Consider the following 23009-nt stretch of genomic DNA (forward strand, 5'->3'; position numbering starts at 1 on the left):
TAGTTTATAATAGACTTATTATATTTAAAAGTGGGGATTTCCAATGTTAGAACGACAACCGTCATTACCATTAAGCGCACACGACGAACTTTACGATATGTTGATTCCGAAAGATAACTTCCTTCGTCAAATGAAAGAGTTAGTGGATTTCAGCTTTATTGAAGAGGAGCTAAAAGACAAATACTGTTTAGATAATGGAAGAAATGCCGAGCCGCCTGTTCGAATGTTTAAGTATCTTCTTCTGAAACAAATCTATGATTTGTCGGATGCAGACTTAGTAGAGCGCGCTAGGTATGACTTGTCTTTTAAATATTTTTTGGATCTCGTTCCGGAAGCTTCTGTCATCCACTCAAGCTCTCTAACCAAATTCCGCAGACTACGTTTGAAGGATAAAAACTTAATGGATCTGCTTGTGGATAAGACGGTTGAGTTAGCCCTGCAACATGAGGTGTTGGCGAGTAATACGATTATTGTAGACGCCACGCATACGACATCCCGTTTCCATGCGAAAATGGCTAAAGAATATGTCCAAGAAAAATCTAAATTATTGCGTAAGACGGTCTATAAACACCAGGCATCCATTAAAGGAAAGTTCCCAGCCAAGCCAACTACTAATTCGCTGGAAGAGGAACTGGCGTATACGAATACCGTAATCGATGTCATAGAAAAAGAGGAACCATTAAAACAATTGCCGGTCGTTAAAGAAAAAATCAATATGGTAAAGGAAATCATAGATGATATTCAAGAAGAAGCGAATTACGGTGGAGATCCCGATGCTCGAAAAGGCTATAAAGCGACTGATTATTCATTTTTAGGTTATAAAACGCATATCGCAATGTCCGATGAACGTATCATTACGGCAGCGGTAGTTACTTCAGGTGAAAAAAGTGATACAAAATATCTAAAGGAATTAGTGGAGACTAGCGAGAAAAATGGCATGACAGTGGATACGGTGATTGGAGATACTGCCTATTCGGGTAAAGATAATCTAAAATATATGAAAAAAAGAGAAAAACAATTTATTTCCCGCTTACACCCTGTTATTACGAATGGAAAGCGTGAAAGAGGAAAGGAATTCGAATTTAATAAAGACGCAAATATGTATGTATGCCCAGCAGGGCATTTAGCGGTAAAAAAATCAGTCAAAAAAAGAAAAGATGATTCATCAAAAAATACGCAGTTAAAATATTATTTTGATGTAGAAAAGTGTAAGGTATGTCCACTGCGTGATGGTTGTTACAAAAATGGAGCAAAAACAAAAACCTATTCGGTAACAATTAAATCGACTGAACATATTGCTCAGGAGGCATTCCAAGAAACAGAAGCATTCAAACGATTAGCGAAAGAGCGTTATAAAATTGAAGCTAAAAACAGCGAATTAAAACACAGACACGGGTATGTAAAAGCCAATTCCTCGGGTCTGATTGGCATGAAAATTCAAGGAGCCGCCACCGTATTCGTGGCTAATATGAAAAGGATCACCAAGTTAATAAATCAAAAATAGGTGAATAAAACACCTGTGAAATAGAAAAAAAGAAGTATTTTCTGATCATAATCATGAAAATTTACTCCTTTTTTCTTACACCTTTTTATTTTTTAAATAAAGCCAACTTTTTCAGCAGCCTCCTCGCTCTCCCACAGGAGTCTACGTGTATTTCCTTCGCTCGTGCAGAGTAGTGCTTGATATGAGTATTAGTACAAAGAAGCTGTAATACACTATTAAGATGGTTGTTTGAAGCGGAGGGCAGTTGACACCTACGGGAAAAGCAACAAATCTTTTCGGTGGGGCGAGCATTCACGCGCAGTCCCAGCTGAAGATCCCGAAGGAAGCGGTTTTTGCTTCCGAGGAAGCTGAAGCGTTGCTCGTGGAAAGCGACTGTCCGCAGCGGAAAACAACATTGCAGGTACATCGTAGTTTATGGATGTTCAGCAACGAAACTTACGAAAACAACCAAAAGAAAAAAACGAACGGATTCGAATAAAGCAATTTGAATCATTGTTCGGATTTTTCTATATTGACATACTTATATCTCGGATATTTAATCTTCTTCTATTTGACTTCTATATTCATTTGGCTCTTCTCCGCCCTTGCTATTGTGATTTTTGAATTGGCTTTTGCGCCCGTTTCTGTGTTCACCGCTTTGTTTGTTTTTCTTGAATTGATTATTAAATTCTTTTTCTTTATTAACCATTTTCCCTCTCCTTTTATTAGCTATTACAGATAGTTTGAGGTTTTTAGGGGAAATTATGCAGTGATTAAAGAAGCATGGGATCACGTTGAACCAAATAGTTCTTTCCATGGCCGAGAAAATATGTATTCATACATTTGCCTGCAGAGAATATAACATTGCTAAAATTGGCATAAGAATAAGTATAAGAAAACCATCCATTCCTAAGTGAAATCATCTACAGGGAAATGCAGTTCATTCACTTTTCCCTTTCCCCATGTAGGGATGTGCTCAACTGGACCAGTTTGCAAAAAATATACCGACTAAAATAAGTGCACCACCTGCATAACCGAACCATTCAATTTTTTCACCAAGTAATATCCAACCGAACAATACTCCAAAAAAAGGTGCAAGAAATAAAAATGCGCTCGTTTTTCCTGGATCGCCTTTTTGCAATAAAAAGAACCAGACAGCAAACTGGACGATAGAGGCCATAATCGCTAGCCATAATAAAATTAAGATGGATGGAGTAGTAATTTCAAAAAAAGGATCTTCCAAAATAAAACTCGCTGCTAAAAGAATTAGTCCGCCAAACAACATTTGGTAAGCTGTTAAAACCCATACATTTAAAGAAATACCCCATGTTTTGATCAAGAGCGTACCAATTGCCCATGAAACGGCTGAAAGAAATCCGAGAAGTGTACCGATTTTTAAATCAACGTGCGCACCGAAAGTAATAAATACACCAGTGAATCCGATAAAAACTCCAAACCATTGTAAAAAGCGATAACGAAGTTTCAAAAATATGGTTCCGAGTATGACGACAAGCAACGGATTAACAAATGTTAAAATGGATGATTCGCCGGCTGTGATCATGCGCAGACTTACAAAAATACAACCCATTACTCCAGCGGTTTGAAAAAAACCAATAATGCTAATTTTAAGCCAATGGGAAACGCGTGTTGGATGTGGCTGTTTCGCAATTAAAACGATAAATGCCATGATAAGTCCTGCTAATGTAAACCGGAATGCCACTAACAGAAGGGGAGAGGAATAAATTAGCCCGATTTTCCCGATCGCAAAAGATGACCCCATTAAAGATGTAGTGATTACGACTAAAAGTCCAAATACAAATTTATTCATGCGTTCTCCTTTCATAATGAGAATCGAATAAAGAAATAATTTTAATCATCATTCTATTCTTTCAATTGTAACGGATAGTAAATTACTTGTCAGTCGTGTTCATATAAAAAACACTTATTTATAAAATAGAGAAGCAATTTAAATTTTAGTCTTTGAATAAGTAGGGAATAAGTAAAACAGAAAACGGCAGGAGGTGGGAAGCGTGGAGGAGATTTTATTAAGACTTGGATTAGCAGCGCTACTAGGAATGATTATCGGACTGGAGCGTGAATTAAAACATAAACCGCTTGGATTGAAAACATGTATCGTTATTTCCGTAGCGAGTTGTTTACTAACGCTTGTATCCATTGACGCGGCAATGCAATTTGCAGATGCGTCAGCGAATATTCGAACCGATCCAATGCGTTTGGCTGCACAAATTGTAAGCGGGATTGGTTTTTTAGGTGCAGGTGTTATTTTAAGGCGCGGAGGCTTGACAGTTTCCGGTCTTACAACAGCAGCAGTGATCTGGGCTGCTGCCGGAATTGGAATTGCAGTCGGTGGAGGATTTTATTTTGAAGCAATTATTGCTGCAGTTTTTATTTTGTTTAGTTTAAAAATTTTACCGCTCATACTCAAGTTCATTGGCCCAAAACAATTAAGGGCTAGGGAAATGAAATTAACTGTTCTTGTTCATGAAACTAAAAACATAGAAGAAGTTACTGCTGAAATGAATCGGAAAAAGATAGAAATTAAAAATTTAAAAATAGAAGATTTACCGGAAAAAATCCTTCAACTAGGAATTACCGTTATTACAGTACAAAACTATTCAGCTACGGATATCTATACGATGATTCACGGTATTAAAGGTGTGAAGAGTGCAAAAGTGGAAACGGTATAATTGTGAAGGAGAGCATTAAAAATTAACAAGCCTGAACCCGACATCCAGGAGCAGGCTTGTTTGCAAATACTAATGGTTGTAAACGTCTATAATTGTTCTTTTATTAACGAAACGAGTGTCTTTGCGATAATTTCCCCAGCTGTGGCAGGTGCGGTTTTTCCTGGTAACCCTAAGGCATGAAGCGTTTTGATACGATGCGCTTCAGCAGACGCGAAATCTGTTCCACCAGGTGCAGAGGCAAGGTCGATGATGAGGGCAGAGGAATTCATCTGTTTGACGACCTGTGCATCAATTACCGGATGAGGAATGGTATTAATAATAATATCTGTTTCCGGCGCGTTCGATTGTATCTGGTTAATAGAAATAGGCTTCATACCGAGTTCCTTGATTCGTGCCATATCTGTTGAATTGCGAACTGCAACGGCTACTTTTGCACCCACATTGGCGAATAAGCGAGCAACAGTAAAACCGACCCGGCCAAAGCCAGTTACACAAACGTTAGCCCCGTGCACCGTTCTATCCGTATGTTCAATAGCCAGTTTTAATGTCGCTTCAGCAGTAGGAATGGAATTCATAATTGCTACATCATCACGTACAAAAATGCGGGTTAAATCTCTGTTTCTAGTTATTTCCTCCAAGTGCGAATTGGCAACTCCTGTATAAATAACGCATGAATCAGAGGTTGTATTGATCATATCTTTCGTGAGTACAATGTCTGCATTAGCGTAAGTAGGTTTTATCTTTCCTTCCATTGTAGTTCCGGTAACCGGTAAAATGACGGCATCAAGCTTTTCGAAAGCGACGCTTGATAGATCTGTATGTATTATGTGTTCGTCAGAAAAATCCAATTGATCGAACCCAGCTAAGTAAAGTGTCGCCTTCTGGGAGGCAAGCTCTTTTATAACATGCAGATAACGCTCATCGCCCCCTATTATAAGAATATTCAAATGGTTAAACATATTTAATTCCACCTTCCAATAAGATTAATAATAACGTAAAATAGAAAAAGGATTCATGTACATGTCTATGCCCTATCATTATATCAAACGACTGTGGGTAATAGAGGTATTTTTTGGGTAAGATTATTGTCTGACTCTTTTATAATTCTACAAGAAGTCTTATTTTCAGCAAGTGTTATTTACGATGAAAGAATGTTATAGTATAATCACCTCGATATAACTGAATATAACAAATTTTTAGAACGAGTATCAGGTGATTGACACCTTTGACTATATTATGCAGAAAGAACAAATTGATGATATGGAATTTATTCATTATATTTTGGAGGTTATGACAATTAACAGCAATCCAGTCATCTGTAGATGTGAAGAAGTTTTATTAAGTGAAATAATGAATGAATTGGAAAATGGCACCAAAACGACAAAAGAGTTAAAATTGCGTACAAGAGCAGGGATGGGCATTTGTCAGGGGAAAACGTGCCGACCGATGTTGGAAAAACTCGTTTCGGTCCACACAAGTGATCTAACACCACCAGCATCCCGGCTATCCCACAATTTTCCAGCAAGGCCGATAACGTTTAAAGAATTATCACGAAACAATAAATAGTACAGTATTAAACTTATTAGCAGTAAAGTTTATGTTTAAAGGAGATGCATGTAATGAAAACAGCAGATGCTGTTGTTATTGGCGGGGGAGTAGTTGGCGCTTCAATTGCTTTTCGTCTTGCGGAAGTTGTTGATCACGTTATGCTAATTGACAAAGATGAAATAGGCGGGAAAACATCAGGATCCTGTGACAAGGCAATATTTTTACAATCCAAAAAACCAGGGTTCCCCGTACGATTAGCACATGCAAGCAGGAATATTTATGAAAATCTTGAAGCAGAGCTTGACATGTCTTTTGAGTTTAAACAATCAGGGGGCATGATTGTTATAGAGAACGAAGCACATCTGCCATTTATGGAAAACTTCGTTGAAAATCAAAATAAGGCAGGTATTCATGTACAGATGCTGGACAGAGAGGAGGCTTTAGATAAGCAGCCATGCTTTGCACCACATATTGTTGGATCAACTTATTGCAAGGATGATGCAGAAGTTAATCCACTACTATTGAGTTATGCTTTTGCAACTGCAGCAAAGCGTAAAGGTGTGACATTGCAGACGCATACGGAAATAATAGACATTCATACAGAAAAAGGGAGGATAACTGGTGTCGAAACGAACCAAGGAAAGATAGCGACACCAATCGTTGTTAATGCTGCTGGCCCTTTTGCCACAGGCATTGCACGTATGGCGGGCGTAGATTTGCCGATACAGCCTCGTCGCGGCGTTATTCTTATTTCCGAACGAACCAAACCAATGGTTAGTGGGAATGTTTTGTGTTCGCAGTATATTGCGGCAAAACACCTCTCAAGTGACGAACAGGATGTCCCGCCTTTTGGCATTGGGCTTTCACTAGGGCAAACAAAAAGCGGAAATTTATTAATTGGTGGTAGTAGACAGTTTGTTGGGATTGATAAAAATGTCGCACCGGAATTATTCGCAGCTATTGCCGCACATGCAACACGAATTGCTCCTTCAATAAACAACGTTCGGTTAATTCGAACAATGGTTGGTTTTCGACCATTTACTGGGGATGGGTTGCCAATTATCGATGAAGTACCTGAAGTAGAAGGCTTTTTCATAGCTGCGGGTCATGAAGGAGATGGAATTGCACTCGCTCCGATTACAGGAAAACTTACAGCCGACTTAGTTGCTGGTAGACAAAATGAATTACTCGCGCCGCTGACGTTAGACCGCTTTACAGAAGTACGAGTGAAATAAAATTGAGTAATTATTAAAGAGAAATGAAAAATCACAAAAATGACAACGCTTTAAAAATTTGAATAAGAGGGTGGTTGGGTGTTGCTATCTGCCTATGGGCTTGATCAAAAATGATGACTGCAAAAATAGGAATACTAATGTTGGATACACAGTTTCATAGACCGGTAGGAGACATTGGCAATCAACAAACTTTTCCTTTTCCGGTTGTATATAAAAAGATCCAGGGAGCAAGCATTTCCCGTGTGGTTAATGAAGCGGATCCTACATTATTGGAACCATTCATTCAAGCGTCAAAGGAATTGGAGGAAGAAGGGATTAAAGCTATTACAACGAGCTGCGGGTTTCTAGCGATATATCAAAAAGAAATTCAGGAACAGCTGACCGTCCCTTTCTTTTCATCTAGTCTGTTGCAAATTCCTCTTGCTGAGTCAGTTGCAGGAGGACCTATAGCTGTCATTACAGCCTCAAAAGGAAATTTATCGGAGGCACACTTAAGAGGCGTACATGCACATAAGTCTCAATTGATTGTTGAAGGTATGGACGATATGCCAGCTTTTTCGGGGGCAATTATTAAAGAAGAAATCACCTTGGACGAAGCTTTAGTTAGAGAAGAAATGAAACAAGTAATTGAACGGATAATAAAAAACAACCCAACTGTACGCGCAATTGTACTAGAATGTACAAATATGCCTCCTTATAAAGAAGCGATAAGGGAAGTAACGTCTATACCAATATTTGATATTACTACGTTGGTTAATTATATGTATCAACTTGTTTAAATAAATGAAGAAATACTAATTCAATATTTTAGCGGCATTTATTCAATTCAATAAAAGACGAACAAATAGGCAAAACATAGATTCAAAAGTTAAATATTAAATAAAGTTAAGGAGATGATGTGATGTTTGAAATTATTATACCTTTATTGTTATTATTTATTATCGCATTAGTAAAAAGTATTCCGAAAATAGGTGGGAATATTAAAGTCGCTTTACTTGTTGCGGCCATTTCCTCAGCAATTATTTCCGGGCTAGGACCAGGGGAGACCCTTCTGGCATTTATTGATGGTATTGACCGCCTTTCTTGGGTTATTATGCTATCCGTTTTCGGTTCACTGTATGCCGAGTCCCAGGTGAAGCTGGGCGCAATGGATACAACATTAAATACCCTTCGTTCGGCTTTTGGTAATTCGCCTAGAGGATTAATTACTGCAGTATTTATTACATTGATCATTGCTGGATCATTTCTTGGTGATGCCATTGCTGCATCAGCCGTTATTGGGTTTCTCGTTATAAATTCTCTCTATGAGTTAAAGATCAAACCAGAACAAATAGGGATGATTATTTTGGTTGGTGCCTCCATTGGGTCGATTATGCCTCCGATTACACAAGGGGTATTTTTATCCGCATCACTTATTGATACGGATCCTGATCCAGTTATTAAAATTGCCTATTTAACAGTTACCCTTGGAGCAGTTTTTGCCATATTAGAATCATTTCGGTTTGTTCGCGGTAAAAAAATGCCGGAACATTTAAAGACGACCAAGTCCGTTTTTGACATATTGAAAGAGCGGTGGATCACATTAATTCCGCTCGCTGTTTTGGTTGCCATTGTAATTGCCAATACATTATTCGACTATAATATATTTGCAGAATGGGTTATTTTTACAGCTGTTTTGGAGCCGCTTAAAGAAATACCGATTGTTCAAGGTGTTACATTCCATGTTGTGACTGCAATTGTTGTGGCAATCATCGTAAGCTTTATTTTTACTTCCGTTCGAAAGAATACAAAGGGTGTTATTAAGGGTGGTTTGTCGAAGGTTAGTCAAACGGTGCAAATTCAATTGTGTGCTGGTGTGATGGTTGGTGTGTTTTATGCATCCGGCTTAATTGATAAAGTTGCCCTTATGGCGGAAGGTTTAGCGTCCTCTATGGTTAAAATCGGTGGGGCATTGTCGGTTGTAATTGTCGGAATGCTGACCGGTTCCCAAACGACAGCACAATCGGTTAATATTACCTTCTTAGGGCCGATTTTGGAAAATATGAACGTAGATCCAACGATGATTGCGCTTGGTGCCTCCCACATAGCAGCTGCCGGCCAGAATATGCCACCGGTTGGATTGACGGCATTTGTTGTTTGTGGACTGATCGGTGGAATATTAAGTAAAGAGGTCGATCCGATTAAGGTTATGTTTCTAGCGCTACCAAACTCGCTTTACTTCCTAATTGTCGGGTTAATCGTTTGGTTCATTTAAGCGCTTTAAATGGGTAGTTATTTGTCTATTCACACTAATCGTTGTATCATTTAAATCAAGCAGCAGGGAGATAGTGGCTAGTGAGCCTGTACTTCCTGCTGCAGCTAATTTTATATTGACTATTAGGAGCATTTGGATTGAAGAAGATTAGTAATCTATTAGTTATTGTACTTATTTTATTCTTTATTATTGGTCAGTTGATTCCGTTTGCTTATGGATCTATTATTTATATGATTCTATCGTCACTAGTGATTATTCTCAGCTTAATTTACAGTGAAGGTCTGCCAAAGATTTTTGGTACGATTATGGTCATAGTTGGCAGCGTGGTTCTGCTGTATAAGCAGGTTCCCGTAGACATTTGGATAGAGGGTATTAATAAAAACCTACCTCTCGTCGTTCTCATTATGCTTGTTCCGATTTTGGGCATTCCTATAGGCTTGGGAAATTATCACGAACATTTGGCGCAGTTCACGGCTCGATTCAGTAAAAAACCGCATATGTTATACTTATTTATTTCCGGCTTGTTTTCATTGTTAGGTCCGATTACCAATGTGGGTTCTTTGTACATTATTCATTCCATGCTAGGAAAATTGCATCTGCCGAATAATTTGTTGGGTAGAGTGTATGTGCGCGGTTTCACCTCAGTTCATACGTGGGCACCATATTTCGCTTCGGTTTTTCTCGTTGTGTACTCGCTGCAAATACCAATTCATCAATTTTTGCCGTATGGATTTATTTTGAGTGCGTTTCAAATTCTTACAGCCTTTGTTATTTTTCGGACTGTTGAAATGAAACATGTCGCAATTCCGGATATAGAGAATGGCGTTTCAAAAAACCCTAGGAAAATATACGAGTTATTTGCCGTACTTTTGTTGTTAACTGGTTTTATATTTTTATTTGAACCGTTTATCCCGTTGAACGCAAGTGTTCTTATCTCCTTGATTGTATTAGTATTTGCTTTGTTATGGAGCATGTATTTACGAATACCGAAACGATTTGTGCAAGAGGTTAGACGGTATCGGAAAGATATATTGTCAACACGGGCAAATGAGATAAGTTTGCTGTTGACAGCTGGATTCTTTGGGGTTGTCCTATCCAAAACAACAATTGCCAATTATTTTAATGCATGGTGGGGGAAATTAGCTGACACTTCAATCTTTCTATTGATTTTTTTCACCATCGCTATTATTGCCGTTCTATCATTTCTTGGAATTCATCAGATTGTGACGATTAGTGCAATTATTGCAACGGTATCGTATGAGCAGTTGGGAATTCATGTCATTACAATGGCAATGATGTTGCTTAGTTCCTGGGCAGTTTCGACGACGGTTTCGCCAATTACGCCAGTTATAACTGTTATATCGAATTTGTTAAAAGAAAATGTTTTTAAAATTATATTGCGCTGGAATTTATTGTACGCATTCGTCATTACATGTGTACACTCCACTGTTATTTATTTTATTCAATTATTTTGGTTTTAAATTACCAAACTACAAGGAATCAGGAATCCCCTGGTTCTTTTTTTATTGCTAAAATCGTTGATTATTCAATTTCGTTGTCTTTCGTGGCTCTTTTCTTAATAACTGGAAGTCTTGAAGCATATATATGAACGAGGACTTGCTTCTTCAGTTAAGAAAGGAGGAATAGGGAAATTTGCAAATAAGAGGAGGGGCACGTGTTGGCATTTAGTTATATTTCTCATTTGTATTGTTCGAAGTGTTCGTTGAATTATGAGCACCAATCGATCTGGCATTTATGCAGCTGTGGTTTTCCGTTATTAGTTGCATATGATTTGGAAGCATTGCGGAACAATTGGAAGCGATCAAAACTAACTGAAAGGCAAAACAATTTATGGCGTTATCATGAGTTGCTTCCCGTAAAACAGGAGGAATCGATTGTTTCATTGGGTGAGGGAATGACTCCGCTTGTGCCGATGAAAAATATTGGCCAAACGCTGGCAATCGACAAACTTTATATGAAGGATGAAAGCCTGCTTCCGACGGGAACATTTAAAGCACGTGGAGCGGCAGTTGGCATTTCAAAAGCGAAAGAGTTAAACGTACAACAAATCGTTATGCCAACAAATGGTAATGCTGGAGCAGCCTGGTCGCTATATGCAGCAAGAGCATCAATTGCTTCAAAAATTGTTATGCCAATTCATGCGCCAGACATTACGAAAAAGGAATGCATTGTATCCGGGGCAGAATTGTTATTGGTGGACGGATTGATCAGCGATGCAGGCAAAATTGCTGGGCAAATAGTTCGTGATGAACAGATGTATGATGCTGCAACATTAAAAGAACCATATCGCATTGAAGGTAAGAAAACGATGGGACTGGAAATCATGGAGCAGCTACAATGGAATATTCCTGATGTTATCATTTATCCGACGGGTGGCGGTGTAGGACTTATTGGTATTTACAAAGCTATGAAGGAATTGCAAAAAATTGGGTGGATCCGAGATAATAAGCTTCCACGTCTAGTAGCTGTTCAGGCGGAGGGGTGTGCGCCGATCGTTAAAGCGTGGGAAGAGAAAAAATCGATGTCGAATTTTTGGCATGATGCGACTACGATTGCTTTTGGCATTAATGTACCAAAAGCACTTGGTGATTTTCTCGTATTGGATGCTATATATCATACGGCAGGATGCGCTGTTGCTGTAAGTGATCGTGAAATGGGACGTGAATTGGAAGAGGTAGCAACGAGGGAAGGTGCATTTATTTGTCCAGAGGGTGCAGCAGCTTTTTCAGCCACTCGTAAATTGCGAGAGGATAACTGGATTAAAGCAGACGAAACGGTTGTTGTCCTGAATACAGGGGCAGGGATTAAATATCCAGATACGGTGCAAGTTGATTCTTCAGTATATCCATCTTCTTCAAAAAGTTAATAAAACAACAAGGAGGAATGCTGTAATGGACCGGAAATTTGTATGGCAAATTGTCATTGCTTTTATTCTTGCTATTATTGTCGGTGCAATTTTTGGTGAAAAGGCTGTATTCGTTGAGCCATTAGGTGATTTATTTTTACGACTGATTAAATTCATTATTGTGCCACTTATTTTATCCACCATTATCGTTGGAGTCACCAGTGCCGGAAATATTAAAAAACTTGGACGTCTTGGCGGGAAGACGATTTTGTATTTCCTTGCGACGAGTATGTTTGCGATAAGTATTGGGCTAATGGCTGGTTTTGTTTTTCAACCAGGTAAAAATACCGGTGTAACCCTTGAAGGGGAAACAGTGGAAGTAGCGGAGTCGGAAGGTGTCATTACAACGTTACTAAATATTATCCCAACTAATCCGCTAGAGTCATTAACGACTGGTTCTATACTGCAAATCATCTTTTTTGCGATCTTTATAGGCCTTGCCATAACGATGGTTGGTGAAAAGGCATTACCTGTTCAGCGTTTTTTTGAAGGTTTATCAGAAATTATGTATAAAATTACGAGCATCATTATGAAACTTGTTCCGATTGGGATCTTTGGATTGCTTGCGCCAATCGTGGGAGCTTATGGAATTTCCGTTTTGCTACCGCTTATTAAGATTATTTTGGCTATGGCAGTTGCGGCAATTGTTCATGTGGCAATTGTTTATTCGACTGCAGTAAAATCTTTTGGGAAAATGAATCCTGTACAATTTTTGAAAGGGATATTCCCGGCTGCGACCGTAGCTTTCACAACAGCAAGCAGTTCTGGGACGTTGCCGGTTACAATGAAGAATACACAGGAAAATCTTGGCGTATCCAAGGAGACGAGTAGTTTTATTTTACCACTTGGAGCAACGATTAATATGGATGGTACAGCAATTTATCAAGGTCTGGCTGTTATGTTTATCGCCCAGTATTTTGATGTCAGTCTTTCGTTTTCCCAGTTGCTCATGGTTGCACTTGTCGGCACACTCGCATCGATTGGTGCCGCAGGAGTGCCAGGAGCGGGGCTAATTATGCTGACGATGGTATTAACGGCTATCAATTTGCCGCTCGAAGGAATCGCGCTTGTTGCAAGTATTGATCGTATCCTTGATATGATTCGAACGTCAGTTAATATTGTCGGAGATTCTTCAGCTAGTTTAATTGTTGACCAATCAGAAAAAAAGCACAATGATCCTGCAAACAGTTCGGCTTAAAGTGGCGACTTAAATAGCATGAACGCGTAAACATTTTAAAAAATAAAAGCAGGGGTATCCGTTCTCATTGGATACCCTTTTGGTGCCTAACATGCAATACACTACACGAATTATTTACACGAGATGTCGATCAATCAACGACAATATAAGCTGTTTTAACCGGGCCGTGTACGCCGACAATTAAATTCATTTCAATATCTGCACTGTTGCTTGGTCCGGATATAAAACTGATACAGGAGGGGGTATTTTCTCCTTGCTGCACATTTTCGTGTAATTGTTTGGCTGCTTGTGTTAAACGAGGGACAAGGGTGCTTTTTGGGATAATCGCAATATATGCTTCTGGTAGCAGACTGATTGTTCGTGCATTGTTTTCATTGTTTAATAATGTAACCGTTCCTGATTCTGCTAATGTGATATCGCTGAACGTGATACCGACATCGGCTCGCTCTGCAATGATTTGATTATCTTTTCCCAGCTTAGGATCCCAAACATGCATTTCTTTTCCGTGTTGTTTTAATTCTTGGAAAACTTTCGTTAAACCATACTGTTCATTACGTGCATCTTCAGCGGCGATGATAGAGTTTCCATCATATTGCTGTATTATTTCCTTTATAACTGCAGGCAAGTCGGTCATCGGCGTTTTTCTGAAATCAGTATGGATTGCTTTGCATTGTTCTTCCAGTACAGAAACTAAATTATCAATGGAATAATTTTTATATACTTCCCATTGTGGAGCCACAGTCCATAACGGCTTTTTCACTTGATTTGTGCGGGGCGAGCGTCCAAGATTTTTTGCTACATGATCGAGAAAACTGCTTCGGTTTTTAATCGTCATCTCGTATGTTTCACCCTTTCTGTCTTTTCTTGAACCATGTTCGGAAAGGTTGTTTACTTGGTGAGGGGAAATCACGCGTATTTGTCCAAGCTTTGAATGGGCCTGGCCCATTTGCAATTGTACCGTCCTTAGACCAAGGGCTTAAAGCAGTGTGCGCCATTTTGGTACTGATTTTATATGCGGCTGGACTGGAGCTCCATTTGGCAAATCCTTTCATCATTACTTTTTCGGAAGCCGGTGCTTTCTTTTCTTGTTCCACGATAATTTCCCGATGCCGGATCAGTTGTTCGTGAAGCGGAATTTTAACCGGACAAGCTTCAGTACAGGCGGCACATAACGATGAAGCGTATGGTAATTCCTTATGGTCTTCGTACCCATCAAGGAGGGGTGTCAATACGGCGCCAATTGGTCCGGGATAAATTGAACCATATGCATGACCGCCAACGTGCCGATAAACCGGACATACATTAATACACGCTGCACAGCGAATACAATGAAGCGCAGACTGAAATTCCGTGCCAAGTATTTTAGAGCGACCATTATCAATGATTACTAAGTGAAATTCCTCTGGTCCATCGATTTCATTTTCGAGACGGGTGCCAATGATTGACGTGATATAACTTGTAAGCTTTTGCCCAACAGCAGCCCGTGTAAGCAAGCTTACTAAAATATCGAATTCTTCCCATGTTGGGACAATTCTCTCCATCCCCATAATGGCAATTTGTGTATCCGGCAATGACGTTACGAGTCGGGCATTCCCCTCGTTTGTCACGAGTGTGACTGCACCTGATTCGGCTACAGCAAAGTTACACCCAGTTATTCCGACATCCGCACTTAAAAATTCTTTCCGCAACTGTTCTCTAGCAAAACGGGCAAGCGTTTCGGGGTCATCGGACTGCGAATAACCTTTTTTATCTGTAAAGGTTTGCTGAATGCTCTGACGATTTTTATGTAATGCAGGTGCAACGATGTGGGAAGGCGGATCCTCGTCGAGTTGTAAGATCCATTCCCCAAGGTCTGTTTCGACTACATCAACCCCAAGCTCTTCCAATGCCTCATTTAAGCCAATTTCTTCTGAGACCATGGATTTGGATTTTGTTATTTTTTTCGCATCTTTTTGTTGTATGATTTCTTTGACATAAGTGTTTGCTTCTTCAGCAGTTTTGGCAAAAAAAACATGACCACCATGAGCGGCTACTTGCTCACTTAACTCGTGCAAATAATAGTCAAGGTTTTCTAGCGTATGAGAACGGATTTCTTCTCCTAATGTGCGCCAATCTTCCCAATTGCCAAGCTCTTCAAAGGAATTTTGTTTGCCTTTTTTTAATCGCTCTTGGCCTGATGAAACTGCTTCTCGCATAAAACTATTTTCTAAGCAATCCTTAATGCGTGCTTCATACGATTTGTCCGCTGCAATTCGTAAACTCATTTAAGATTTCACCTGACTTTCGTTGCAATTTAAAATCTCTGCAATGTGCACAACTTTTATTTCCTTTCCCTCTCGCTGCATGCGCCCCTGAATATTCATTAAACAAGCCATGTCACCGCCAACGAGATATGCTGCTTCAGTATTGGATATATGCCTTGATTTTTCTTTAACCATTTCTGTTGAAATAGCTGCGTTTTTAATCGCAAATGTACCACCAAACCCACAGCAATCTTCTTTATTCTGAAGTTCTTCGAGGTCTACTCCTGGAATTTTCTTTAATAGTGTGACAGGCGCATCCTTTACACCAAGAATTCTCGTCATATGACATGATGGATGATATGTAACTTTGCCACGGAACTGTGACCCTACATCCGTAATGTGCAATACATCTACAAGAAATTGTGTTAATTCGAACGTTTTTGAAGCTAGCTTTTTAGCTGGTTCCTTCCATTGTGAATCATTTGCCAAAGCTTTTGGATACTCTTTAATCATTCCAACACATGAACCAGATGGACCAACGACATAATCGGAGTACTGGAATGCTTGTATCATTTGTATCATCGCTTGCTTTGAGTCTTTTAAATAACCACTATTGAAAGCAGGCTGGCCACAGCAGGTCTGGCCTTCCGGAAAATCAACTTCACACCCGGATTTTTCTAAAATTTCAACCGTATGCTTACCTACTTCCGGTGTGAAAATATCGCATAAGCATGTAATGAATAAGGACACTTTCATTGATTTTCACTCCTTTTATTTATTTTAAAATATCACTTTTTTTCAACGTGTTTTTGTATCAAGAATCTATGCACCATTACAATCGATTTTAATTAATTTTTGAGGGCAACTTTTAGTATTAAATGTAGTGTTATAATTGCAAAATTTTCTGAATAACAATTGTAAATAAGTTATCATGCTTCATAGAGACAGTCAATCACTTATGCGATAAGGAATGTTAACAAATGTTATCAAAAAAGCACAAATAACAAACCAGAATTGTTATGATGCGTATAAAAAGATTATATTAGAGGACTGAATCTCATATTATTCTATTAATCTAGGAAAAAAGATGTAATATGTATTGACATAATGTGAAGTAGTGTTATTATTGTGTTAATATAACGTGAATTATATGTTAGATTTACACATTCATCTGTTTTTTATTGTTAGTTTTTGTTTTTTGTCGAATGTGTATGCGCTTTATTATGAGAGGGGCGGATGCTTTTCATCAATTGAAACAAATATATTTCTATAATGACGTTGTACAAAATTTAAGGAGGGACTAATTTTGAAAAAAATCTTACTATTTGTAATGTTATCAATTGTGCTTGTTATTTCGGCTTGTGGAGGAAATAATACGGAAGAAGAAGCATCATCTGCTGAACCAAAAGAAAAAGTAGAAGGTGTACCTGAATCAGTACAGGATGATGTGAAAATTGCAGTAATTAGAAACCTTCCATCTGATGATCATACAAAACAGTTTTTGGATGGGGCTCGTGCAGAAGGAGAAGCTTTTGGATTTACAGTAGATACATTTATTTCTGACGGAGACGATGCAAAGTTTCAGGATCTTGTAAAGCAAGCGATTCAAAAAGATTATGACGGCCTTGTTATTTCACATGGTAAGGAAGCGTATTCCAATGATATGATTCAACCAGCACTTGATAAAGGAATGGAAGTCGTTACTTTCGATACAGTAACTGATTTAGAAGGTGTGACAACGACTGTTCAAGATGACCATCAATTGGCAGAGCTTAGCTTAGATGAGGTCGCTGCACTTTCTGATGACGGGGATCCTGTAAAAGTAATCAAATTATGGCTTGGTGGAATACCTCCATTGGACAGCAGAGAAGAGATTTACAAACAGTATGAAGAAGAAGGTAAAATTGAAACACTTGAAACAATTGGACCTGCTAACATGCAAAATGTTCAAGGAGATGTTTCATCGGGTGTAAGTTCTATTCTTGGTAAGTATCCGGAAGGTGAAGTAGATGCGGTTTGGGGTTCGTGGGATGAACTTGCAAAAGGCGGTTACAATGCGATGAAGGATAACGGTCGTTCCGATATTGAGCTAATTTCTATTGATATTTCCAATCAAGACATTAACTTGATGATGGAAGAAGGAAGCAATTGGATTTCTACAGCAGCCGTTGATCCGAATCTTATCGGTGTGATGAACATGCGTTTGCTCGCTAAGAAAATTGCCGGCGAGGATACACCGGAACATTATCAACTGGAGCCTAAACTAATCAAACAGGAAGATTTAACTCCTGAAACAAATATGACAAATCTTGGCGATGTTATTGAAGGCTGGGGAGAATCAGATGATTTTAATGAAGACTGGATGGAAAAACTAAGAAATAATTAATAGATATCATGAGTAGAGGAAGATGAATAGTGTCTTCCTTTACTGAATTTTCAAAACCTATTAATTGATCGTTTTAAAAATTGATCATTATATACGATAAATTAATCTGACAATACGAATCTATGAGTCATACGTTTTACAAGATTCCCATAATGGATAGGTGAGAATATGGCGGACGCAGCGAAAACAAAACTAAAAATGAAAAATATTTCTATTGAATTTCCTGGAGTAAAAGCATTGTCAGAAGTTGACTTTGAAATGGAAACCGGTACGATTCATGCATTGATCGGCGCAAATGGCGCAGGGAAATCTACATTAATGAAGGTGCTTTCCGGCGCCTACAACCATTACACAGGCGAGATATTCTTTAATGATGAGAAAGTAGCGATTCGTTCTCCCAAAGATGCAAAAGAATTAGGGGTAGACATTGTTTATCAAGAAGTTGATACAGCATTAATCCCTTACTTATCAGTAGGAGAAAATATTATGCTTGACGTGCTTGTAAATGATATGGGTAAAAATCAGTTTGTTAATTGGAAAAAGATACATTCGGAAGCGAAGAGAATTTTAAAACATTTAAATATTAACTTGGATACAAAAAAAGGTGTATCGGATTTGGATCTGGCTGAAAAGCAAATGGTGCTTATAGCTAGAGCAATTGTTCAAGAAAGAAAGTTCCTCATACTAGATGAGCCGACAGCACCATTAAGTAATAAAGAGACTGCAGAACTATTTCGCATTGTCAGGGAGTTGGCTACAAAGCAAAACGTTGGAATTATTTTTATTTCACACCGATTACCTGAGTTATTTGAAATATGTGAGGATATTACGATAATGAAAGACGGGAAAATTGTGAGTTCAAGCCCACTAAAAGAGTTAACCACACAGAAAGTGGTTGAACATATGCTCGGGAATGCATCACATGAGGATTATCAAAGACAAGGTAAGACGATTGGTGATACTTTATTGAAAGTGTCCAACTTACACGATAAAAATGGAAAAGTAAAAGATGTATCTTTTCATGTACAGGCAGGAGAAGTTATTGGAATTGCCGGGTTAGTCGGAGCCGGAAAAACGGAATTATGCAAAACGATATTTGGTGCTAATGGGAAAGGTTCGGGTTCAATTAAATTAAAAGAAAAAGAATTAACAGCTAAATCGCCGTATCATGCTGTCAAACAAGGGATTGCCCTCGTCCCGGAAGAGCGAAGAAAAGAAGGGGTACTGGTTGAAGAGCCAGTTTATAGTAACTTGTCAGCAGCAAATCTTAAAAAGTTTACGAAAGCACTCAGTTTTTTAAGGCCCTCTAAGGAAAAGGCAGCTGCACGAAAAATGATTGGTGATATCGGAGTAAAGACACCAAGTGAGACACAAAAGGTGGCCTTATTATCAGGTGGTAACCAGCAAAAGGTAGCTGTCGGAAAATGGCTAATGTCGGAAGCTGATATATATATATTTGATGAACCTACAAAAGGAGTCGATGTAGGTGCAAAAAAAGAGATTTTTCAATTAATAGATGGATTGGCTGTCGACAACAAAGGAATTATATATGCTTCAAGCGAGGTTTCCGAAATGTTGGCAATAACAGATCGAATTTATGTAATGTATGATAATCGAGTTGTAAAAGAGCTTGTTACCGAAGAAACGAACGAAGAAGAGATCATGCATTATTCTACGGGAGGAAATTAAGAAAATGGTGAAAAGCAAGCATACGAGTCCAAAAAAATTATCTACATCCGGAATAATGCAATCCGTTAATAATTGGGGAACCATTATCGCTATTATTGTATTGATCGCATTTTTTGCCATTGCTTTACCGGATTTGTTTTTAACCGGATCAAACGTTGTAAATATTTTAAGAAGTATTTCGATTGTAACGATCATTGCCATCGGTTTAACAGTGTCACTTTCTGTGGATGGTTTTGATTTATCCATTGGTTCATCAGCAACTTTAGCAAGTTCATTAATTGTCTCATTCTTTGTGTGGTACAGCATGCCTGCAGGTGTAGCCATACCATTGGCATTACTGTTAACATTGATTGTTGCTGGAGTGAACGCATTTTTAATTGTCAAAATAAAAATACCTGATTTATTTGCCACCCTCTCTACTATGTTTATTTTTGAAGGGGTCGCAATGACTTATACAGGTGGAGGATCTGTAAGTGTTGGAATGCCTCGCCTAGACGGTTCACCTACAAAGGGGACTCTTCCTGAAATATTTACGAAAATGGGTGAGACTCCTTGGATTATTATTATTATGGTTGTTGTAGTATTAATTGTTCATGTATTTTTAAATCATACAAAACATGGACGCTATATGTACATGATTGGAGGAAATAAAGAAGCTGCTAGACTTTCGGGTATTCCAGTGAATCGATACCGTACAATGGCATATGTTATCTCTACACTATTTGCGGGTTTGGGCGGAATTATCCTAGCTTCTTATATCGGTTCATCTCAAATCAATGCTGGTGCAGGGTACTTGATGCCAGCAGTTGCCGCCGCATTTATCGGGGCATCATTTGCTGGCAAGGGAAAGCCGAACGCAATTGGTACTTTTTTTGGTGCAGTTTTGGTCGGAATTTTGGAAAATGGTCTTGTCATGATGTCTGTTCCCTATTACTCCCTAAATATTGTTAAAGGGCTTGTTTTAGCACTAGCCTTGGCTTCTACTTACTATAATCAGAAGAACCATTAATGAAGGAGGATATTGAAATGGCAAAATTTGCAACGTATTTTTTAATGGATAGCGAAGATGTTTTATCGTATGTAAAAGAAAAAATATCTTTTTTTGATGAAAACAGTGAATTAGAGTGTGAAGAAATTGGTGATGGTAATTTAAATTATGTTTACCATGTCGTTGATCGTTTAAGTAATAAATCCGTTATAGTTAAACAAGCGGGAGATACTGCCCGAATTTCAGAAGATATTAAACTGTCAACAAATCGGATTAAAATAGAATCAAATGTTTTAAAAATGCATGGTGAATTAGCTAAGGGGCATGCACCAGATGTATATTTATATGATGATGTAATGAACTGTTGTGTGATGGAGGATTTGTCTGATCATACAATTTTACGGGATGCACTCCTTGAATTCAAGACGTTTCCGAAACTTGCAGATCATATTTCAACGTTTATGGTGCAAACGTTACTCCCGACTACAGATCTTGTTATGAACCATAAAGAAAAGAAATTACAAGTAAAAGAATATATCAATCCGGAGCTATGTGAAATTTCGGAGGATCTTGTTTATACCGAGCCATTTAACGACTATAACAATCGTAATGAATTGATTGCTTCAAATAAAGAATGGATTGAAAGAGAAATTTATGGTGATAGTGAACTACGATTGGAAGCTGCTAAGCTCAAATTCGATTTCATGAATCATGCACAGGCGCTTATACATGGAGATCTTCATACTGGCTCTTTATTCGTCACGCAGAATTCTACAAAAGTAATCGATCCTGAATTCGCTTTTTACGGTCCGATAGGCTATGACGTAGGTAATGTAATAGCCAACCTAGTATTTGCTCTTGTTCATGGAGATGCGTACAACAAGAAAGATTTTGTAGGCTGGGCTGAAAAAACAATAGTGGAAGTCGTTGATCAGTTCATTGAAAAATTTGATCGATATTGGGATGAACATGTAACCGAACTGATGGCAAAGGAATCAGGCTTTAAAGAATGGTATCTAGAACAAGTATTATGTGATACAGCGGGAGTTGCGGGTCTAGAATTGACGCGTCGTATTATAGGGTTGGCAAAAGTAAAAGATATTACATCTATTGAAGAAACAGATGCAAGAGTACGAGCAGAAAGAATTTGTTTAACGTTTGCGAAGCAACTTATAAAAGTACGTCACGCATTTAAAACAGGGAATGTTTATCTACAAGCGTTAAAACAATCAATACAAAATAATTAAAATCAGAGGTGCCTTATGACTAAACCATTGTTAACAATTGAATGGAAAGATGATAAATTAATATTGTTAGATCAAACTATTTTACCTAACAAAATTTCCTATGATGAGTACACAACATTGGAATCTGTTTGGGATGCGATTCGAGAGATGAAAGTGCGTGGCGCTCCAGCAATTGGGGTATCAGCAGCATACGGCGTTTATTTAGGTGTTAAAGATGCTCCGGAAACTTCCTTTGAAGATTTCTGGGAGGTAATGGAAAAAGGAACAGATTATTTAGCAACATCTAGGCCAACAGCTGTCAATTTGTTTTGGGCCATAGATAGAATGAAAGCTTTTGCTCAAGAAAATAATACGTTAGCTATACCGGAATTAAAACAAGCGTTGCTCAATGAAGCAATCAATATTCATAAAGAGGATGAAAAAATTAACAAACAAATTGGCGAAAACCTGCTAAGTATGCTAGAAGATGGAATGGGGATTTTAACACATTGTAACGCAGGTGCACTTGCTACGACCAAGTATGGAACGGCAACCGCTCCAATGTATCTGGCTAAAGAAAAAGGATGGAACTTGAAAATATACTCTGATGAAACACGACCTAGATTACAAGGATCTATGTTGACGGCATTTGAATTGTATCAATCGGGGATTGATGTAACAGTCATTACGGATAGTATGGCAGCTGTAGTTATGTCTCAGGGTAAAATTGATGCTGTTATTGTTGGTGCAGATCGGGTTGCAGCTAACGGTGATGTTGCGAATAAGGTTGGAACGCTTGGCGTATCAATTTTAGCAAAACAATTCAATATTCCGTTTTATGTTGCAGTTCCAACGCCGACGATTGATATGAATACAAAAACAGGGGAAGATATTCCGATAGAGGAAAGAGATAAAGAAGAAGTAATTAAAGGGTTTGGGCAATATACTGCACCAGCAGATGTAGCTGTTTACAATCCGGCCTTTGATGTTGCACCTCATGAAAATATAACAGCGATTGTTACGGAAAAGGGAGTCGTCCATGCCCCATTTGCTGAGAATTTAAAAAAGCTGTTTAATTAAGTAGGTTGTGATATACCAAAATAAGTATAGAAATGAGAGAAGATG

The 23009-nt window shown here is 38.4% G+C and carries 21 protein-coding genes; 15 read left to right on the forward strand and 6 right to left on the reverse strand.

Annotated features, from left to right (window positions below; genetic code table 11):
• The first annotated feature begins 43 nt into the window (after positions 1-43).
• Together ACLIBG_RS03060 and ACLIBG_RS03065 are read left to right on the forward strand one after the other, a co-directional pair.
• Positions 44-1504 carry an IS1182 family transposase gene (locus ACLIBG_RS03060; RefSeq protein WP_439311245.1) on the forward strand — a complete coding sequence of 487 codons (1461 nt, stop codon included), beginning with the start codon at positions 44-46 and terminating at the stop codon, positions 1502-1504.
• A gap of 244 nt (positions 1505-1748) precedes the next feature.
• A complete protein-coding gene (locus ACLIBG_RS03065) occupies positions 1749-1982 on the forward strand; it encodes a hypothetical protein (RefSeq protein WP_439311246.1) in 234 nt (77 codons plus the stop codon).
• Positions 1983-2039: 57 nt separating this feature from the next.
• Here the strand turns inward: ACLIBG_RS03065 and ACLIBG_RS03070 are convergent, their stop codons facing one another.
• Both ACLIBG_RS03070 and ACLIBG_RS03075 read right to left on the reverse strand, forming a co-directional pair.
• On the reverse strand, positions 2040-2192 hold the full coding sequence (locus tag ACLIBG_RS03070) for a hypothetical protein (RefSeq protein ID WP_439311247.1): 153 nt from the start codon (positions 2190-2192) through the stop codon (positions 2040-2042).
• Positions 2193-2459: 267 nt separating this feature from the next.
• On the reverse strand, positions 2460-3311 hold the full coding sequence (locus ACLIBG_RS03075; RefSeq protein WP_439311248.1) for a DMT family transporter: 852 nt from the start codon (positions 3309-3311) through the stop codon (positions 2460-2462).
• 202 nt (positions 3312-3513) lie between these two features.
• Between ACLIBG_RS03075 and ACLIBG_RS03080 the strand changes: the two genes are divergently transcribed.
• A complete protein-coding gene (locus tag ACLIBG_RS03080; protein ID WP_439311249.1) occupies positions 3514-4191 on the forward strand; it encodes an MgtC/SapB family protein in 678 nt (225 codons plus the stop codon).
• Positions 4192-4277: 86 nt separating this feature from the next.
• On the opposite strand, the gene dpsA is transcribed toward ACLIBG_RS03080, so the two are convergent.
• Positions 4278-5150, reverse strand: a complete 873-nt coding sequence (gene dpsA / locus ACLIBG_RS03085; protein WP_439311250.1) for a dipicolinate synthase subunit DpsA — start codon at positions 5148-5150, stop codon at positions 4278-4280.
• 253 nt (positions 5151-5403) lie between these two features.
• Here dpsA and ACLIBG_RS03090 point away from each other — a divergent pair, with 253 nt between their 5' ends.
• The 7 genes from ACLIBG_RS03090 (at position 5404) to ACLIBG_RS03120 (ending at position 13352) form a co-directional block, all read left to right on the forward strand.
• Positions 5404-5757, forward strand: a complete 354-nt coding sequence (locus ACLIBG_RS03090; protein ID WP_439311251.1) for a (2Fe-2S)-binding protein — start codon at positions 5404-5406, stop codon at positions 5755-5757.
• A 53-nt stretch (positions 5758-5810) separates the two neighbouring features.
• Positions 5811-6974 carry an NAD(P)/FAD-dependent oxidoreductase gene (locus ACLIBG_RS03095; RefSeq protein WP_439311252.1) on the forward strand — a complete coding sequence of 388 codons (1164 nt, stop codon included), beginning with the start codon at positions 5811-5813 and terminating at the stop codon, positions 6972-6974.
• Positions 6975-7087: 113 nt separating this feature from the next.
• A complete protein-coding gene (locus ACLIBG_RS03100) occupies positions 7088-7753 on the forward strand; it encodes an aspartate/glutamate racemase family protein (protein ID WP_439311353.1) in 666 nt (221 codons plus the stop codon).
• Between the two features lie 122 nt (positions 7754-7875).
• Complete coding sequence (locus ACLIBG_RS03105; RefSeq protein ID WP_439311253.1) at positions 7876-9228, forward strand: TRAP transporter large permease subunit; 1353 nt, start codon at positions 7876-7878, stop codon at positions 9226-9228.
• A 137-nt stretch (positions 9229-9365) separates the two neighbouring features.
• A complete protein-coding gene (locus ACLIBG_RS03110; protein ID WP_439311254.1) occupies positions 9366-10709 on the forward strand; it encodes a hypothetical protein in 1344 nt (447 codons plus the stop codon).
• 197 nt (positions 10710-10906) lie between these two features.
• On the forward strand, positions 10907-12115 hold the full coding sequence (locus ACLIBG_RS03115) for a threonine synthase (protein WP_439311255.1): 1209 nt from the start codon (positions 10907-10909) through the stop codon (positions 12113-12115).
• Between the two features lie 25 nt (positions 12116-12140).
• Positions 12141-13352, forward strand: a complete 1212-nt coding sequence (locus ACLIBG_RS03120; protein ID WP_439311256.1) for a dicarboxylate/amino acid:cation symporter — start codon at positions 12141-12143, stop codon at positions 13350-13352.
• A 130-nt stretch (positions 13353-13482) separates the two neighbouring features.
• On the opposite strand, the gene ACLIBG_RS03125 is transcribed toward ACLIBG_RS03120, so the two are convergent.
• Genes ACLIBG_RS03125 through ACLIBG_RS03135 form a run of 3 tightly spaced genes read right to left on the reverse strand, consistent with a single transcriptional unit; the run spans position 13483 to position 16351 of the window.
• The gene (locus ACLIBG_RS03125; protein WP_439311257.1) at positions 13483-14187 is read right to left on the reverse strand and encodes a LutC/YkgG family protein; all 705 of its coding nucleotides are present in this window, start codon (positions 14185-14187) and stop codon (positions 13483-13485) included.
• Between the two features lie 10 nt (positions 14188-14197).
• Positions 14198-15616 (reverse strand): LutB/LldF family L-lactate oxidation iron-sulfur protein, encoded by a 1419-nt coding sequence (locus tag ACLIBG_RS03130; RefSeq protein WP_439311258.1) that lies wholly within the window; start codon positions 15614-15616, stop codon positions 14198-14200.
• Positions 15617-16351 (reverse strand): (Fe-S)-binding protein, encoded by a 735-nt coding sequence (locus tag ACLIBG_RS03135; RefSeq protein ID WP_439311259.1) that lies wholly within the window; start codon positions 16349-16351, stop codon positions 15617-15619. It lies immediately after the preceding gene.
• A gap of 550 nt (positions 16352-16901) precedes the next feature.
• Between ACLIBG_RS03135 and ACLIBG_RS03140 the strand changes: the two genes are divergently transcribed.
• The 5 genes from ACLIBG_RS03140 (at position 16902) to mtnA (ending at position 22964) form a co-directional block, all read left to right on the forward strand.
• On the forward strand, positions 16902-17981 hold the full coding sequence (locus ACLIBG_RS03140) for a substrate-binding domain-containing protein (protein ID WP_439311260.1): 1080 nt from the start codon (positions 16902-16904) through the stop codon (positions 17979-17981).
• Positions 17982-18149: 168 nt separating this feature from the next.
• Positions 18150-19670, forward strand: coding sequence for a sugar ABC transporter ATP-binding protein (locus ACLIBG_RS03145; RefSeq protein ID WP_439311261.1), 1521 nt, complete (start codon positions 18150-18152; stop codon positions 19668-19670).
• 55 nt (positions 19671-19725) lie between these two features.
• Positions 19726-20679, forward strand: a complete 954-nt coding sequence (locus ACLIBG_RS03150) for an ABC transporter permease (RefSeq protein WP_439311354.1) — start codon at positions 19726-19728, stop codon at positions 20677-20679.
• Positions 20680-20696: 17 nt separating this feature from the next.
• On the forward strand, positions 20697-21905 hold the full coding sequence (gene mtnK / locus ACLIBG_RS03155) for an S-methyl-5-thioribose kinase (RefSeq protein ID WP_439311262.1): 1209 nt from the start codon (positions 20697-20699) through the stop codon (positions 21903-21905).
• Between the two features lie 15 nt (positions 21906-21920).
• The gene (mtnA, locus tag ACLIBG_RS03160) at positions 21921-22964 is read left to right on the forward strand and encodes an S-methyl-5-thioribose-1-phosphate isomerase (protein ID WP_439311263.1); all 1044 of its coding nucleotides are present in this window, start codon (positions 21921-21923) and stop codon (positions 22962-22964) included.
• Positions 22965-23009 lie beyond the last annotated feature (45 nt).

The sequence above is a fragment of the Virgibacillus sp. W0181 genome, assembly GCF_051846915.1.
In the GTDB taxonomy this organism is placed as follows: Bacteria; Bacillota; Bacilli; order Bacillales; family Amphibacillaceae; genus JBPYCR01.